Genomic DNA, 17075 nt, shown 5'->3' with positions numbered 1-17075 from the left:
TATGTCAACGAATTTGGCAGGACAAGTACTGAAACAGACGCAGCTACATGAAGAAATCAGCATCGACGACTCCTTAAAACCGAAACAGGAGAGCGAGAGAACAATCGGATCAGTACCCTACATGTTCATGTGGATCGGAGATGGCGTGAACCTCGGTAACATGACCCTCGGAGCGAGCCTCATTGTTGCTGGTGTCGCCACGCTCAATGTGTTTCAGACATTTGTAGCTGCGATGATTGCCATTGGTATTATTTCCGTGATCTTTGCGATCAATGACCGGTTTGGTTATCGAACAGGCATCCCCTATGTTGTTCAACTGCGAATGTCCTTTGGCATCAAAGGATCGATCATCTCCTCATTTTTACGTGGTGTGCCCGCCATCGTGTGGTACGGCTTCCAGAGCTGGGTCGGAGCAACGGCTTTGAATGAAATTGTCAAAGTATTAAGCGGTGGCAGCTTAGACAGTATTCCTGTTTGTTTTATCTTGCTACAGGCCGTTCAGATTGTCCTGTCACTTTATGGCTTTCACGCAATCAAGTGGGTTGAAACTCTCGCTTCCGTCGTTATTATGCTTGCACTCGTCTATGTATTCACCTTATTACTTAACTCCCACAGCACAGCCATTACCGAAAATTGGGTGAATGCCAAAGGGACATGGGGACTTCCATTCTTTGCTTTCATCATGGTATTCCTTGGAAACTACGCAGCCATCTTCCTAAGCGCAGGTGATTATTCTCGTGAGCTGAAGAGCGGCATGAGTGACAAAAAGCGTAGTATGCTCTACTTCTTCCCGATCGTTATCGCTTATGGATTCGTTCTGACGATCGGTGCAATGATGGCCGCAGCAACAGGCATCTCTAATCCAGTCAAGGCCTTTGCTGTTATTGTGGACAACTCATATATCACCGTATTCGTCTCAGCCTTCATCGTTATTGGTGCAGTTGCCGTTAATATGGTCGCTAACATCGTACCACCCGCTTACGTCATCTCGCTTGTTACCAAGCTTAAATACAAAGCATCTGTTGTCATCACCGGCTTGCTCGCCCTCTGTTCGTTCCCATGGGTACTCGTACAGGATTCCTCGGCTCAAGGTTTGAATACATTTATTCTGATCTATTCCGCATTCCTGGGCCCCATTGTAGCGATCATGCTAGTCGAATATTACATCTTGCGAAAACAAAAGGTCGATACAGCAGAGTTATATCTGGATAACGGCTCCTTCAAAGGGTATAACCCAAGCGCCTTGTTAGCTATGCTCATCGGAGCTGGAGCAGCCTTCCTGCTCGTTGACATCGGCTGGATCATCGGCTTCATCACGGCTGGCCTTGCATACCTGTTACTTAGCAAATTTGCTTTTAAAGGCTCTTCATTCAAGAAAGGTACGATCTACGAGTAAATACGAATAAAACCCAGGCCTGACTCAACGATCCGAGCCATACAATGAAAATACCAGCAAAGAGGAGAGGGATGGATATGGAACATTATGATCTGATCATACGTGGCGGAAATGTAGTGTTGCCAGACGGAGTCACACAAGTTGATATCGGTGTGAAAAATGGCAAGATTGCGGCGATTACCGCTACACTTGAAGGTGAAACTACACACGAGTGGAATGCCACCGGACAGCATGTACTCCCAGGCATGATTGATATACACGTGCATTTCAGCGAACCAGGAAGGGAGCACTGGGAAGGCTTCACCACCGGATCAGCGATGATGGCCGCAGGTGGCTGTACAACCTTTTTCGATATGCCACTCAACGGAATCCCTTCCACAGTCACGGAGGAAGCACTGCTGGAGAAAGCCCGCATCGGCAATGAAAAATCTATCGTTGATTTCGGCCTCTGGGGCGGGCTCGTACCTGGCAACGAAGATGACTTGCAGCCATTAGCCGAATCTGGTGTCATTGGGTTTAAAGCCTTCTTGTCGACCACAGGTAATAAAGAGTTCGAAGCGGTAGACGACATGACACTGCTGACGGGCATGAAAAAGATTGCAGCTCTCGGCAAAATTCTGGCTCTGCATTCGGAAAGCGCGGCAATAACAAACTGGCTGAAAGCTGAAAAGGAAGCGGCAGGACTCGTCAGCGCCGATGATTATCTGGAGACAAGGCCCATCCTCGCAGAAGTCGAGGCGGTTGAACGCGCACTCTACTACTCCGAAATTACAGGCTGCGCCCTGCATTTTGTTCATATCAGTTCCGCAGCAGCCGTGGCTAAAATTGAGGCGGCAAAAGCCCGTGGTATGAATGTCACGGTAGAAACTTGCGCACATTACCTGCTCTTCAACCACGATAGCCTGCGTGAAAAAGGGACTATCGCCAAATGTGCACCTCCACTCCGGGAAGCAGATGAACAGCAGAGGCTGATTTCCCTCCTGGCAGAAGGTAAATTCGATATGCTATCTTCCGATCATTCACCATGCCCTTACGAGATGAAAGATCCGAAAGATTATAATCTCTTTCAGGCATGGGGCGGAATCAGTGGTGGACAATTCACACTACTCTCTGCTCTGGAACTTGCATTAGCCCACAACATTCCATTAGAGCACGTCGCTGCTTGGACAGCTTCGAATCCGGCAACACGTTTTGAACTTGCAGATCGTAAGGGCAGTATCGCCATCGGAATGGATGCAGACCTTGCCATCGTAAACCTGAATGAAGCATTCACCGTGACGGAAGAAAACTATTATGCCAAGCATAAACAGAGCCTCTATATCGGGCATACTTTCCCGTCGAGTCTGGCAGGTACAATCATCCGCGGACATATCGTTGTGCAGGATGGCAAGGTGCTACCTTCTGTAAACGAAGGTAGCTGGCAGAGGCCATAAGGCAGTAGGAAACCTAAAAAAGAAGCATGTCCGAGAGTACATCTCTTGAACATGCTTCTTTTAGTTCCCATTGATCACAATCAGTGTAACATCCTATCCCATTCAGATCATCGTCAGATCTTCACTGAGTACTGCCCCTAGGTGTTAACCCCGATTCTCGATCCATTGCTCCGTCTGTCCCAGCAGCTTCTCACTACGAGAAATAGCTTCCGCGACCTGATTAGACGCTGTTCCACCGTATACGTTACGAGCGTTAACTACTGCTTCAGGCTGTAACACAGCATAGATGCGGTCATCAAACAGCGGTGAAAATTGTTTGAATTCATCAATCGTCAGATCAAGCAAATATTTGCCGTTCTGGATGCAGTACAATACCGTTTTACCAATCACCTCATGTGCTTGACGGAAAGGCAGACCCTCTCCGACGAGGAAATCCGCAATATCCGTTGCATTGGAGAAGTCCTGGTTTACCGCTTGACGCATACGATCCTTGTTTACTTTCATCGTAGCGATCATTGGAGCAAACAACTGAAGCGCCCCTTCAAGTGTTGCTACCGTATCAAACATACCTTCTTTGTCTTCCTGCATATCCTTGTTGTAAGCCAGCGGAAGAGATTTCAGCACGGTCAACAACCCGATCAGATTGCCGTATACACGTCCTGTTTTACCACGAACAAGCTCAGGTACATCTGGGTTCTTCTTCTGCGGCATAATGCTACTGCCTGTGCAGAACGCATCATCCAGCTCTACAAAACCAAACTCCGTGCTGCTCCACAGCACCAGCTCTTCACTCAGACGGGACAAGTGAGTCATGATCAGGGAAGCGGCGGCCAGAAACTCCACGATAAAGTCACGGTCACTTACCGCATCCAGACTATTCTCATATACTCCATCAAAGCCAAGCTGCTCTGCTACAAAATGACGATCAATCGGGAACGTTGTGCCCGCAAGTGCCCCTGCACCAAGTGGCAGTACATTAATCCGTTTGTAGCTGTCCATCAGACGCTCCGCATCACGCTGGAACATGGATACATAGGCCATCAAGTGGTGTGCAAACAGAATCGGCTGTGCACGTTGTAAATGGGTATAACCCGGTACAATCGTATCCAGATTGTCTTTAGCCTGTCCAATTAGCGCCTCCTGCAAAGCATGTAACATGCCAACAAAACCTACGACACGTTCACGCAGATACAAGTGCATATCGGTTGCCACCTGGTCATTCCGGCTACGACCTGTATGCAGTTTACCGCCGACAGGGCCAATCGTTTCAATCAGATTTTTCTCAATATTCATGTGGATGTCTTCATCTGATACGGAGAATTCCACTTCACCTGCACGGATTTTATGCAAAACGGTAATCAGGCCTTCTTTGATCGTTTCCACATCTTCAGCCGGCAAAATACCGCATTTGCCCAGCATCGTCACATGGGCCAAACTGCCTTGAATATCTTCTTCCGCCAATGCTTTGTCAAAATTAATGGATGCGGTATATTCTTCAACCAGATGGTTGGTTTGCTTCGTAAAACGTCCTCCCCACAGCTTGCTCACAGTGAGTATCCCCTTTCGCTCATGGACAAAGCCGCCCCTGCCAGAATGTGCAAGAACGGCCTGCCTTGTCAGTAATTATGATGTAGCGTGAACCACACGCCGTGAATTATTTTTTGTTTTGTTCCACACCGGAATGTACTTTCAAACGCAGTGCGTTCAGGCGGATAAAGCCTGTTGCATCACCTTGGTCATAAGCTTCAGATGGATCAGCTTCCATGGTAGCAATGTCCGGATTGTACAGGCTGACAGGGCTTTTCACGCCTGCGCCAATAACATTTCCTTTGTACAGTTTCACACGAACCGTACCGGTTACGTTCTTCTGGCTTTCCGTTACCAGAGCTTGCAGTGCCAGACGTTCCGGTGCAAACCAGAACCCGTTATATACGAGTGTGCTGTAACGTGTAATCAAGCTGTCACGCAGGTTCATCACTTCACGATCCATCGTAATGGATTCCATTTTGCGATGTGCCGTGAACAGGATCGTTCCACCCGGTGTTTCGTATACGCCGCGGCTCTTCATGCCGACAAAACGATTCTCTACCATGTCCACACGGCCGATACCGTGTTTGCCGCCCAGTTCATTCAGTTGCTCCATCACTTGCAGTGGGCTCAGACGCTCGCCGTTCAGGGCAACACAGTCACCTTGTTCAAACTCCAGTTCGAGGTACTCCGGTTGGTCCGGTGCATCCTCAGGTGCGCTGCTCAGCAGGAACATATCTTTGTTTTCGTCCGCGCTTGGGTCGAACCAAGGATCTTCAAGCACACCGCTCTCATAGCTGATATGCAGCAGGTTGCGGTCCGTGGAATAAGGTTTCGCCGCAGAAGCAGTAACCGGAATGCCATGTTTTTCAGCGTAAGCGATCATTTCTGCACGTCCCGGGAACTGATTGCGGAACTCTTCCAGACGCCAAGGCGCGATCACTTGAATGTCCGGTGTCAGTGCAGCTGCGTTCAGCTCAAAACGAACCTGATCATTTCCTTTACCCGTAGCGCCGTGAGCGATCGCTGTAGCGCCTTCTGCACGCGCGATATCCACCATACGTTTAGCGATAAGCGGACGCGCGATACTTGTACCAAGCAGGTATTGACCTTCATAAAGGGCACCTGCTTGGAACATGGGATAGATGAAATCTTTCGCGAATTCGTCGCGCAGATCATCGATGTATACTTTGGAAGCGCCCGTAGCGAGTGCTTTTTCTTCGAGTCCGTCGAGTTCATCCTTCTGACCGATATCCGCGGTAAACGCGATAATCTCTGCATCATACGTTTCTTTCAGCCATTTCAAAATTACAGATGTGTCTAGTCCGCCGGAATAGGCGAGTACGATTTTTTCCTTAGCCATGTGATATGGTCCTCCCCAAGATCAATTACTATATTGCATCTATCATCGCCAAATTGGCGTGTAAAATCAAGCCATTGCCGCAAATCGCGACTATTCGCTCATCAAAGCGGCCATCAGTGCTTTTTGTGCATGCAGACGGTTCTCTGCCTGATCAAAGATCAGCGAGTTCGGGCCGTCAATGACACCTGCGCTCACTTCTTCACCGCGGTGTGCTGGCAAGCAGTGCAGGAACATGTAATCCGGCTTCGCACCTTTCATCAATTCCTCATCGACCTGATACGCCGCAAACGCCTGCTCACGAATCTTTTGCTCCTCTTCAAAGCCCATGCTCGCCCATACATCCGTATACACAATATCAGCATCTTTCACGGCTTCCTGTGCACTGTAGGTTACGACTACTTCGGAGCCACTCTCCTGTGCAATCGCACGAGCTTGCTCGACCACGGTGCTGTCCGGCTCATATCCTTCCGGAGTGGCTACTGCAACATGCATCCCCATTTTCGCTGCACCGAGCATCAGAGAGTGTGCCATGTTGTTGCCATCGCCGACATAAGCCATTTTCAGACCCGCCAGTTTGCCTTTATGCTCCAGCACCGTTTGGAAATCCGCCAGTACCTGACATGGGTGTGCTGCATCACTCAGTCCATTGATTACTGGAACATCCGCGTGTTCTGCCAGTTCAATCACATTATGGTGTCCAAACGTACGGATCATGATGCCGTCAAGATAACGAGACAGTACCTTAGCCGTATCATGCGTCGTTTCGCCGCGTCCCAGCTGAATGTCGTTTTTGCTCAGGAAAAGCGCGTGTCCGCCCAACTGGAACATACCGACTTCAAAGGATACACGCGTACGTGTCGATGATTTTTCAAAAATAAGTCCGATCGTTTTGCCCTTCAGGGGCTGGAACGGTACACCGCTTTTTTGCTTGCCTTTAATCTCAATCGCGAGATCAAGCAGGTAACGAATTTCTTCTGCTGTATAGTCCGTGAATTCAATGAAATCCCGGCCTCTCAAATCAATTTTCTGGACCTTGTCTGTGTGCTGTACTGCCATTATTGGTTCCTCCTCATTTCCGGTTCCCTGCACCCGCACGGGCAGAAGTTCTACAGTCCTTGGCTGACTTGGCTCGGCTGAATTAACCCTCTCCATATCAGCTTAGGTAGAGCAAATTCCCATTCAATCTGTACCGCGGATGGATCGTCAGCCTCTGCTACTTCTGCGCTTGAGCACCATGCGGCTACAGGGATTCTTTCACTTTAATCTGCGCCGGGGGCCGTGATAGCCCCGGTTCAGTACATTATTTTATCATCAAGGGATCAAGCTTTCGCCGCTACATACTCCTCAATCAACGTCGCCACCAGGGACACAGCCTCGTCGATTTCTTCTTTACTTACATACAGGTTAGGAAGCAAACGAATCACATTTGGCCCAGCCGAGACAAACAAAATGCCGCGTTTCTGTCCTGCCAATACGATATCACCGATCGGCTCTGCGCACTCAATGCCGACCAGCAAACCCATACCGCGCACTTCTTTCACGAATGAGTTGCCTGCCAAACGATTGCGCAAGGACGTCATCAAATAGTCGCCCATCTCGGCTGCACGCTCTGGCAAACGATCTTCCAGCATCGTCTCAATCGTCGCAATAACAACGGAGGAAGCAAGCGGTGTGCCACCAAACGTCGTTGCATGGCTACCCGGTGTAAATGCATCACGCAGGAAGCCTTTCCCCAACATTGCGCCAACAGGGAATCCACTGCCTATACCCTTCGCAACCGTGAACACGTCCGGCTCAACACCATAATGCTCGTGAGCAAACAGCTTGCCTGTACGTCCCATTCCTGTCTGTACTTCGTCCACGATCATGAGCAAGCCGTGTTCGTCACACAGTTTACGCACATGCTTCACAAATTCCGGCTCCACCGGATATACTCCACCCTCGGCCTGAACCATCTCCAGCATAATCGCTGCGGTCTTCGGTCCAATCGCCGCTTCAAGTGCAGGAATATCATGCAAAGGCACAGTTACAAATCCAGCTGGCAGTGGCAAAAATCCTTCTTTCACCTTATCCTGCCCGGTTGCCGTCAGTGTTGCCAATGTCCGTCCATGGAACGATTGAGCAAAGGTAATCACTTCGTACCGATCTTCACCCTTCACCTTCTGCTGATAACGACGTGCCACTTTGATCGCCGCTTCGTTCGCTTCAGCGCCGCTGTTGCAGAAAAAGACCGCGTCAGCGCAGGTGTTGGCTGTCAGCAAGGCTGCTGCCTTTTCCTGTCCTGGAATCTGGAACAAGTTAGATACGTGCCACAGCTCATCGATTTGAGCTTTCAACTTCGCTCCGACTTTCTCCGGTGCATGGCCCAGGCTCGTCACAGCAAGTCCGCACATGAAATCGAGATAGCGGTTCCCCTGATCGTCCCATAACCAACTGCCTTTACCTTTGACCAAGCTAATTGGATACCGTGCATACGTTTGAAAAAGTGAGCTTTCCGTCGGTGCCGTTGCACCTTTTGCTGCTACTCCTGCTACGGCTGTGCCAGAACCTGGCTGTTCGTTGCCTTTTGCCATGACCATATCACTCCTTGTCGATTCGTACACGCATAAGGTGAATCCAAAACATAACACTGGTCACTCCGGTTCCAAAATCATCTTCAAGCTCTTATCGCACCAACCACTCCGATGACAGAATAACCTTTCAATCGCTGTTATCCCCAGATTTTTTTGATTCCCTTTCCTAAAGGGAAAATCCGGTGATAAAGGCGAGCGCTTCGCTTTTCCAGGTTTAATTCTGTCCTCTTCGTTATGCTCTATCGCTTTCAGGTCTGTACTGAACTCTTCGTTATTGTGTTATGAAGATTCATAAAAACGCCGTGTACAAATTCTTTTTTATAATTAAAAAAAACTAAAGTCTGAATTTCGTATTACATCTACTGCATTCGGATAATTCGTGTACCGATCGTCTCTCCGCCAAGCACACGGCTCAGGATCTGCGGCTCGCTGCCGTCCACGATAATAACCTCGCGCACCTCGCCGTGGATACACGCAATTGCTGCGCGTACCTTCGGGATCATGCCGCCGTAGATTTCGCCGGTTTGAATCATATCCTCGATCTCTTGAACGGATACGGATGGCAGTACTTTTTTCTCGCCACCAATCGTCTTCATAATGCCTGGTACGTCTGTCACGACGATCATTCGACTTACGCCTAGATGAGACGCTACCGCTCCAGCAGCCGTATCGGCATTAATGTTGTAGCGCTGTCCGCTCGCATCCACACCTACGGGTGCAATAACGGGCATATAGCCCATGTTTACGATCCCCTGGATAATCTCTGCTTTGACGCTTGTTACATCACCAACCCAGCCGATTTCGGCATGGTTTGCTACCGGTTTCGCTTGAATGAGACCGCCATCGACACCAGATACACCCAAAGCCTGACCGCCTACACGCTGGATCAAACGGACGATCTGTTTGTTAATGCTACCTGCCAGCACCATTTCTACAACGTCCAATACAGGCTCAGTGGTCTTACGCAAACCATTTACAAATTCGGTTTCGATCCCAAGCTTCGCCAAGTTATCAGAGATTGCCGGGCCGCCGCCATGAACGATGACCGGGCCGTTTCCCGAGGTCTGCAAATCACGCAGATCCGCAAAGAAAGACTCTGGCAATGCAGCCAGTGTACTGCCTCCACATTTCATCACAAACATCTGTTTTTCCGTACCTGCTTCCGTTGCAGTACTGCCGGTTGGCATGGTTGAATTCACGGGGCAAGACTCCTTTCTTATGGGGTTATAAAGGATTAACACCTATATAAAAGATATAGATAAACGTTAGCCGTTCCAGAATCGGATCGTTCTTTCGATCGCCGTTGTCTCCAGGTTTTTCGATTCCCCTTTTCCAAAGGGAAAACCCGGAGACAAATGCGAACGCTACGCTTCTACAGAATCGATTCCGCCTCTTCCACTATATTCGTTTATTTTTTATATTTAAAAGTTTAATCCTTATAAACATTTTTACATCTATGATGGTACGCAGCTTTCTAAGAGATGAAGCTGCAAGTTCAGTACCTTTAATAACGTTCAGATACTTTAACAAATGTTCAGGTAAATATGATTTCATGACGGGACTCACATCAATGAGCTCGAGCATGAATTAAGACAATCATATCTATAACAAAACTTCTACTTACGTGCGATATGCTGCATTAATTCGCACATAGTCATACGTCAGGTCGCATCCCCACGCTACAGCGTTGCCTTCACCGTGATGCAGGTCCACTACAATGCGTACCGTATCCGTCTGCAAATATGCCAGTGCTGCTTCTTCATCAAACACAACAGGACGAGACTGTGCGAGCACAGAGATGTCACCGAGACGGATATCCACCGTATCCGGGTTCACCGGCTGGCCTGCACGGCCTACAGCAGCGATAATTCGGCCCCAGTTTGCATCAGCTCCAAACATCGCAGATTTCACCAGGCTTGAACCGATTACCGTTTTGGCAATGGCTTGTGCAGATTCATCACTAACCGCACCCGTCACTTCCACTTCCACCAGCTTGGTTGCTCCTTCACCATCACGCGCAATCGCTTTGGCAAGCACTTGGCATACATATGTGAACCCGGCAGCAAAGGCCTCCCAATCCGGGTGATCCATCGTCAGTTCTTCATTACCTGCATAACCGCTAGACATTGCTACGAGCATATCGTTTGTGCTGGTATCACCGTCTACGGTAATCATGTTAAATGTATGGTTGGTCGCTTGGCGCAGCAGGCGCTGCAACGCTTCTGCTCCGATGACCGCGTCCGAGGTCATAAATGCCAGCATCGTGGCCATATTCGGATGAATCATCCCCGAGCCTTTGGCCGCTCCCGCAATTGTTACCGTCTTGCCGCCAACTACGACGGAGACGCAAGCTTCCTTTTTCACCAGATCGGTAGTCAGAATCGCTTGTGAAAATTGTTCTGCTTCGTTTGCTTCTTTGCCCAGCTGTTCCGGAAGCGCCTTGATGCCCGAATGTACCGCATCCATCTTCAGCAATTCACCGATGACCCCCGTAGAAGCCACAGCCACGTCCTCTTCAGCCACGCCCAGTTCACGAGCCGCTGCCGCACGCATCGCATACGCATCCTCTTCACCCTGCTGCCCTGTACATGCATTGGCATTACCGCTATTTACAATCACTGCTTGCAACCGTCCGTTGCTCAGACTTTCCCGAGTGACTTTGAGCGGAGCAGCCTGAAACACGTTCGTCGTGTAAACCGCTGCAGCTGTCGCAGGGATATCACATCGAATCGCTCCGATGTCGTTGCGTGATGTTTTTTTCAGACCACAGTGCAGTCCTCCTGCCGAGAATCCGCCTGGCGTAACAATGGTTCCATTTTCAACTACGGTAAAAGTTTGATGCTCCACTTTTGTTCCCATATCATATCCCCCGTATGCGTTCAGCCATATGCTGATCAACCGCCTGCTTCAACTGAAACTCCCACAACTTATACCCATGCCTTATGACTTTTAGATGGAACACCGCTTCTTCGCGCGCTCCCCCTACGATGTTCACAAGCCACATGTTATGGATATACTGGTGTCATGTTCAGCCCGAGGTTTTCCTCCCATCCCATCATCAGGTTCATATTTTGAATCGCTTGCCCGGATGCACCCTTCACCAGGTTGTCGATCACCGAAATGATCGTCAAACGTCCTGTGCGCGGGTCTACCGAAAATCCGATATCACAATAGTTCGATCCAGACACTTCTTTTGTCGAAGGCCAAATACCCGGTTCACGTACACGTACAAAAGGTCTGTTTTCATAATATTTACGATATAAGTCCACAATCTCCTGATCACTATGCTCGCCCGTCAGCTTTGCATACATCGTACTCATAATGCCGCGTGTCATCGGCACAAGCTGTGTTGTAAAAGTTACCGTCACCAAGCTTCCGGTGATATTGCCGAGCACTTGCTCGATCTCAGGGATATGCTGATGTTTATTCAATTTGTACGCTTTAAAATTTTCATTCATTTCTGCATAATGGTTGGTCAGACTCGTTCCGCGCCCTGCACCCGATACACCTGATTTCGCATCAATAATGATGGTCGATGGATCAATCCATCCCGCTTCCACCGCAGGAATCAGACCCAGCAACGTAGCTGTTGGATAACAGCCAGGATTGGATATAAAATCCTTACCTTTCACTTCATCTCCATACACCTCAGCCATACCGTATACGGCCTTCTCCAGCAATTCTGCTGACGGTGCAGGGTGTTTATACCATTGCTCATACACCGATCCGTCTTTCAAACGGAAATCACCCGACAGGTCGATCACTTTCAGTCCTGCTTCCAGCAGACTCGGTACGAGCTTCGCGCTTACGCCAGACGGGGTCGCGGTGAATACGAGATCTGCACGACTTGCGATCTCTGCCGGATCGACACCGTCGAGTGGCCTGCGAATCACGTCCGTCAAATGCGGAAACCCATCGGCGATGGACTCCCCGCTGCTCGATGAAGAGATTACCGATGTAATTTCAACTTGCGGATGATTCTGAAAAAAACGAATCAGTTCCACCCCGCCGTAGCCGGTGGAACCGACGATTGCCACTCTTAATTTGTTATTCACTCTCGCTCCCCCAATCCTGTTGTATGCGCTACTTCTGCCTTGCTCAAAGCTCTCTGAATGATGACGAGAAATTTGCACTAGCACTTCAATGACAGAACAACCTTTCATTCGCTGTTATCCCCGGATTTTTTCATCCCCTTTCTTAAAGGGAAAATCCAGTTATAAAAGCGACCGCTTCGCTTTCCAGGTTTGTTTCTGTCCTCTCCGTTTTTTGTGCAAACATCTCGTTCATACGTATCATCAAAGCTTGAGCAGACAATTCCGTCGCTTCTATGCATATTTGTGTATTATTATACGACTCTAGTTATATAAATACAACCATCTATCATGAATTTTACACGGATTCCCAACAAATCCGAACGATAACTTTTTACCTTAGGGACGAACAAGGATTCTTCTGTTAAAATACATAGTAGAAGGAAACATTACATACAGAGTCCTGTTCATACACATACCCTTTTTAATTAAGGTCACATTGAACTGGACTCCGAAGGTCATTATGAGACATGGGGGACTACAGTGCATATCGAATCCATATTACTTATTGTGCTCCTGGGACTGAATATTATCTTCGCTGCCGCAGTCGTTTTCTTTGAACGCAAGGATGCCAGTGCTTCCTGGGCTTGGCTGCTGGTATTGAACTTTATTCCGGTCTTCGGGTTCATCCTTTATCTATTGACGGGTCAGAATCTGACTCGCTATCGCCTCTTTCAATGGAAAGAGCGCAAGAAGCTTGGCTTGGAGGAACGAATCGAGGCGCAGCTTGCCCAGCTGCAGGATAATCGCACGCCTTTCTCCAACAAGGCAACAGAAAATAGCCAAGACATGATTTATATGAACCTCAAACAAAATGGGGCACTCCTGACAGAGCATAACGCCGTTGAGATCATCACCGATGGAACAGACAAGTTCCAACGGCTTCTCGATGACATCGAGGCGGCACAAGATCATGTGCATGTGCAATATTACATTTATCGTGGGGATAGCCTCGGCAAACGGATTCGGGACGCTCTGATCCGTAAGGCGCGTGAAGGCGTGAAGGTTCGTCTGCTGTACGACGCGCTGGGCTCGCGACGGGTAAGAAATCGATTTTTCAAAGAACTGCGTGAAGCGGGTGGACTTGTAGAAGTCTTTTTCCCATCCAAATTCAGTCTGATCAACCTACGGATGAATTACCGTAACCACCGCAAAATCGTTATCATCGATGGTAATCTCGGTTATACTGGCGGCTTCAACGTTGGGGATGAATATCTCGGACTCAATTCGAAATTCGGCTACTGGCGCGATACCCACCTTCGTATTCGAGGTAATGCGGTGCATGCGCTGCAAACACGTTTCCTGCTCGACTGGAACGAAGCTTCCAAACAACATGACACGCCGTATGTTCCCTCTCATTTCCCTCAAATTGAGGGTTCAGGTCAGACCGCCATGCAGATTGTATCCAGTGGTCCTGACGCCGAGATCGAGCACATCAAGAACAGCTACCTGAAAATGATTAATGGTGCCAAACATTCGATTCTTATTCAAACCCCGTATTTTATCCCGGATGCCAGTGTATTCGAAGCGATACGCCTTGCCTGCCTGTCGGGTATCGATGTTCGTATTATGATTCCCAATAAACCGGATCATGCGTTTGTATATTGGGCCACGCTGTCTTATATCGGGGAGTTGCTAAAAGTAGGGGCTAAAGTATTTATCTACGATAATGGGTTTATCCACGCCAAAACATTGATTATTGATAGTTTGGTCGCTTCGGTTGGAACTGCCAATATCGACTACCGCAGTTTCCGGTTGAACTTTGAGGTCAATGCCTTTATGTATGATGAGGCCATTGCAACGACACTTGTACAGACGTTCGAACATGATCTGCATGTATCACGAGAGTTATCGCTGGAAGAATACCAAAATCGCAGTTTTATGATACGTTTCAAAGAAGCTATTTCTCGTCTGCTGTCTCCAATCTTGTAAACTCGGCAGAAACCTATATAAATAACAGAACATAATTTACACAGACACTACGATGACAGAATAATCTTCCAATCGCTGTTATCCCCAGATTTTTTAATTCCCTTTACTAAAGGGGAAAATCCGGTGATAAAGGCGACCGCTTCGCTTCTACAGATTTTTTCTGTCATCTCCGTTGATGTGTAAATTTTAGTTAGTTTGGTTGTTTTGCTTATACAGGAAAACCTGCCTAGTCTAGATCCTATATTCTAAAAAATAAAAGCAGAACCTCCCTTCCCCGTAATCGGGGTAAAGAGAGGATCTGCTTTTTTATACCTACCTCATGCTTTTAAACCTTAAATATGCTCACCGCGCTTAAAGCCTTCACCAAGCACCTCATGCGCATTACTAATGATGACAAACGCTCCCGGGTCCACAGACCGGATCAGCGCTTTCAGTCTCGGCACTTCATTTTGTCCCACGACTACCATTAGCACCGTTCGCTGGTCATCCGTATATCCACCTTTGGCCTCCAGCTTGGTCAGACCACGATCCAGATCGGCCAGAATGACTTTGGTAATCGGTTCTGTCTGGTTGGAGATGATATATGCCACCTTGGAGTATCCAAGTCCCATCTCGACGGCATCAATGACTTTACCCGTAACGTACAACCCGATTAATGCATACAGAGACTGCTCCAGCGACAGCACAAAGGCTGCCAAAATAATGACGGTTGCATCCATGATGACAACACATAGCGAGTAACTGAGTCCACTGTATTTTTGCACAATGCGAGCCAGAATACTCATGCCCCCGGTTGAGCCTCTGCCCCGGTACACGATCCCAATCCCGAGCCCCACACCAATGCCCCCATACAGAGAGCCGAGCAACGGATTAGCCGTCGGAATCTCCCAATGACTCGTCAAATATACAAAGAGCGGCAACACAATGCTTCCAAGGATGGAACGCACACCATATTGTTTACCAATCAACAGGAAACCTGCAATTAATAACGGGATGTTAATCGCCCATTGGGTATATGCCGGTTCCCAGCCCAACCACTCGTCTCCGAGGATGGATAAACCCGATACACCACCTGAAGCGATTTGATTGGGCAATAAAAATAAATTAAAGGCTACGGCAATCAAAAACGAACCCACAATAATAAACAGGGTATCGATGACGTTCCGCCATGGTCCATTCAGGGGAATGAAGGTGGTTAACCTCTTTTTGCGTTGAGGATATGAATGTTGTTGCTCTTGCATGTTGTCGCGCGCTCCTTTTATATAACGTATCCATAATCTTCTTAACATTTCTTAAAATTGTTCAAAAAAAAGCCCCTGTATACACCAGCATGCGCCTCAGCGCACGGGTCCATACAGGAACTTGAATTAATCGTTTTCTACTTTAATTTGGCTACGCAAATAACCGTCGATGAATGCATCGAGGTCGCCGTCCATCACTGCTCCTGTATTACCTGTCTCTACGCTTGTACGGTGATCCTTTACCATACTATAGGGATGGAATACATAGGAGCGAATCTGGCTTCCCCACGAAATATCCGACTGGTCCCCTCGGATTTCGTCCAGTTCTTTTTTCTGCTCTTCAATTTTGCGCTCATACAATTTGGAACGAAGCATCGTCATCGCACGCTCACGGTTTTTGATCTGTGAACGTTCGTTCTGACAGGTCACAACCACTCCGGTTGGAATATGTGTAATCCGTACAGCGGAATCGGTAGTGTTAATATGCTGTCCACCCGCACCGCTTGCACGATACGTATCGATCTTAAGGTCTTCGGTACGAATGTCGATCTCGATGGTATCGTCGATCTCCGGCACCACATCACAAGATACGAAGGAAGTATGTCTACGGCCTGATGAGTCAAAAGGAGAGATCCGCACCAGACGGTGAACCCCCTTCTCTGCTTTCAGATAACCGTATGCGTTATGCCCTTTGATGGACAACGTCACACTCTTGATCCCCGCTTCATCACCCGGAAGATAATCCAGCACCTCAACCTTGAAGCCCCGTTTCTCTGCCCAGCGTGTGTACATACGGAGCAGCATCTGACCCCAGTCCTGCGACTCGGTACCACCAGCGCCTGGATGAAGCTCCAGAATCGCATTCATCTTGTCATACGGCTGGTTCAGGAGAAGTTGTAATTCAAACTCTTCCAGTTTGCCTACAATTGCAGCGACACTGTTACCAATCTCCGTAGCGAGCTCTTCGTCGCCTTCTTCATCAGCCAGCTCAGCCATCATCAATGCATCATCATAATCCTGTTGCAACTTCGCGTACTGATCTACCGAACCTTTCACTGCGTTCATCTCTGCAATGACGGCTTGCGCTTTCTCATTGTCATCCCAGAAGTCTGGAGCTGACATCTTCTCTTCAAAGTTCTCAATCATCTCTTGCTTGAGATCTAAGTCAAAGAGACCCCCTAAGGTTTGTTAATTTCTTGCCTATTTCACGCAGGTCCTGCTTCACGCTTGGATCGATCATGTGCAATTCCTCTTTTCATTAAGATAAGCTCCCCGCATCCGGGAAGTTCAATAATCAAGATCAAGTCTCGGATACAATATACCGTGAGGCTTGCGCATACTGTTACCAGCAGGCACGTCACCCCTCAATCAGCATCATATGATTATTCATATGCACCGATTATCGGATATGCATCCTCCACTTTATCTTATTGAACCCCCGGCTGCAAGGAGCCGTATAAGTGAAACGATATAGATTAAACTAACCTATCTTACATTGGGTACTTCGATAAAAGGAATG

Annotated in this window: 12 protein-coding genes; 3 read left to right on the top strand and 9 right to left on the bottom strand. The window is 48.3% G+C overall.

The features are described 5' to 3' along the window. Nucleotide 1: 1 nt before the first annotated feature. Together BLQ13_RS18930 and BLQ13_RS18925 are read left to right on the top strand one after the other, a co-directional pair. The gene (locus BLQ13_RS18930; RefSeq protein ID WP_090922973.1) at nucleotides 2-1396 is read left to right on the top strand and encodes an NCS1 family transporter; all 1395 of its coding nucleotides are present in this window, start codon (nucleotides 2-4) and stop codon (nucleotides 1394-1396) included. 77 nt (nucleotides 1397-1473) lie between these two features. Continuing rightward, nucleotides 1474-2829, top strand: coding sequence for an allantoinase (locus BLQ13_RS18925; RefSeq protein ID WP_090922972.1), 1356 nt, complete (start codon nucleotides 1474-1476; stop codon nucleotides 2827-2829). Nucleotides 2830-2973: 144 nt separating this feature from the next. On the opposite strand, the gene argH is transcribed toward BLQ13_RS18925, so the two are convergent. The 7 genes from argH to argC form a co-directional block, all read right to left on the bottom strand. Next, nucleotides 2974-4377, bottom strand: a complete 1404-nt coding sequence (gene argH, locus BLQ13_RS18920) for an argininosuccinate lyase (protein ID WP_090922970.1) — start codon at nucleotides 4375-4377, stop codon at nucleotides 2974-2976. Nucleotides 4378-4483: 106 nt separating this feature from the next. Then, on the bottom strand, nucleotides 4484-5719 hold the full coding sequence (locus BLQ13_RS18915) for an argininosuccinate synthase (RefSeq protein WP_090922968.1): 1236 nt from the start codon (nucleotides 5717-5719) through the stop codon (nucleotides 4484-4486). Between the two features lie 90 nt (nucleotides 5720-5809). After that, on the bottom strand, nucleotides 5810-6775 hold the full coding sequence (argF, locus tag BLQ13_RS18910; RefSeq protein WP_090922966.1) for an ornithine carbamoyltransferase: 966 nt from the start codon (nucleotides 6773-6775) through the stop codon (nucleotides 5810-5812). Nucleotides 6776-7038: 263 nt separating this feature from the next. Then, nucleotides 7039-8292, bottom strand: a complete 1254-nt coding sequence (locus tag BLQ13_RS18905) for an aspartate aminotransferase family protein (RefSeq protein WP_090922964.1) — start codon at nucleotides 8290-8292, stop codon at nucleotides 7039-7041. A 359-nt stretch (nucleotides 8293-8651) separates the two neighbouring features. Then, nucleotides 8652-9479, bottom strand: a complete 828-nt coding sequence (argB, locus tag BLQ13_RS18900) for an acetylglutamate kinase (protein ID WP_090923078.1) — start codon at nucleotides 9477-9479, stop codon at nucleotides 8652-8654. A gap of 433 nt (nucleotides 9480-9912) precedes the next feature. Continuing rightward, a complete protein-coding gene (gene argJ, locus BLQ13_RS18895; protein ID WP_090922962.1) occupies nucleotides 9913-11151 on the bottom strand; it encodes a bifunctional glutamate N-acetyltransferase/amino-acid acetyltransferase ArgJ in 1239 nt (412 codons plus the stop codon). 146 nt (nucleotides 11152-11297) lie between these two features. Further along, a complete protein-coding gene (argC, locus tag BLQ13_RS18890) occupies nucleotides 11298-12347 on the bottom strand; it encodes an N-acetyl-gamma-glutamyl-phosphate reductase (RefSeq protein ID WP_090923076.1) in 1050 nt (349 codons plus the stop codon). Nucleotides 12348-12866: 519 nt separating this feature from the next. Here argC and cls point away from each other — a divergent pair. After that, on the top strand, nucleotides 12867-14315 hold the full coding sequence (gene cls / locus BLQ13_RS18885) for a cardiolipin synthase (RefSeq protein WP_090922960.1): 1449 nt from the start codon (nucleotides 12867-12869) through the stop codon (nucleotides 14313-14315). A 332-nt stretch (nucleotides 14316-14647) separates the two neighbouring features. Here cls and BLQ13_RS18880 read toward each other — a convergent pair whose 3' ends face one another. Both BLQ13_RS18880 and prfB read right to left on the bottom strand, forming a co-directional pair. Then, nucleotides 14648-15556 carry a YitT family protein gene (locus BLQ13_RS18880; RefSeq protein WP_090922958.1) on the bottom strand — a complete coding sequence of 303 codons (909 nt, stop codon included), beginning with the start codon at nucleotides 15554-15556 and terminating at the stop codon, nucleotides 14648-14650. A 126-nt stretch (nucleotides 15557-15682) separates the two neighbouring features. Next, a protein-coding gene (prfB, locus tag BLQ13_RS18875; RefSeq protein ID WP_139168923.1) for a peptide chain release factor 2 occupies nucleotides 15683-16796 on the bottom strand; the annotation gives its coding sequence in 2 pieces (ribosomal slippage) (nucleotides 15683-16723 and nucleotides 16725-16796; 1113 coding nt in all). Nucleotides 16797-17075: the final 279 nt, after the last annotated feature.

This window comes from Paenibacillus polysaccharolyticus (assembly GCF_900102085.1).
GTDB classification, from domain to species: domain Bacteria; phylum Bacillota; class Bacilli; order Paenibacillales; family Paenibacillaceae; genus Paenibacillus; species Paenibacillus polysaccharolyticus.
Note: the sequence above shows the minus strand (reverse complement) of the source record. Positions and strands in the feature narration are given on the sequence as shown.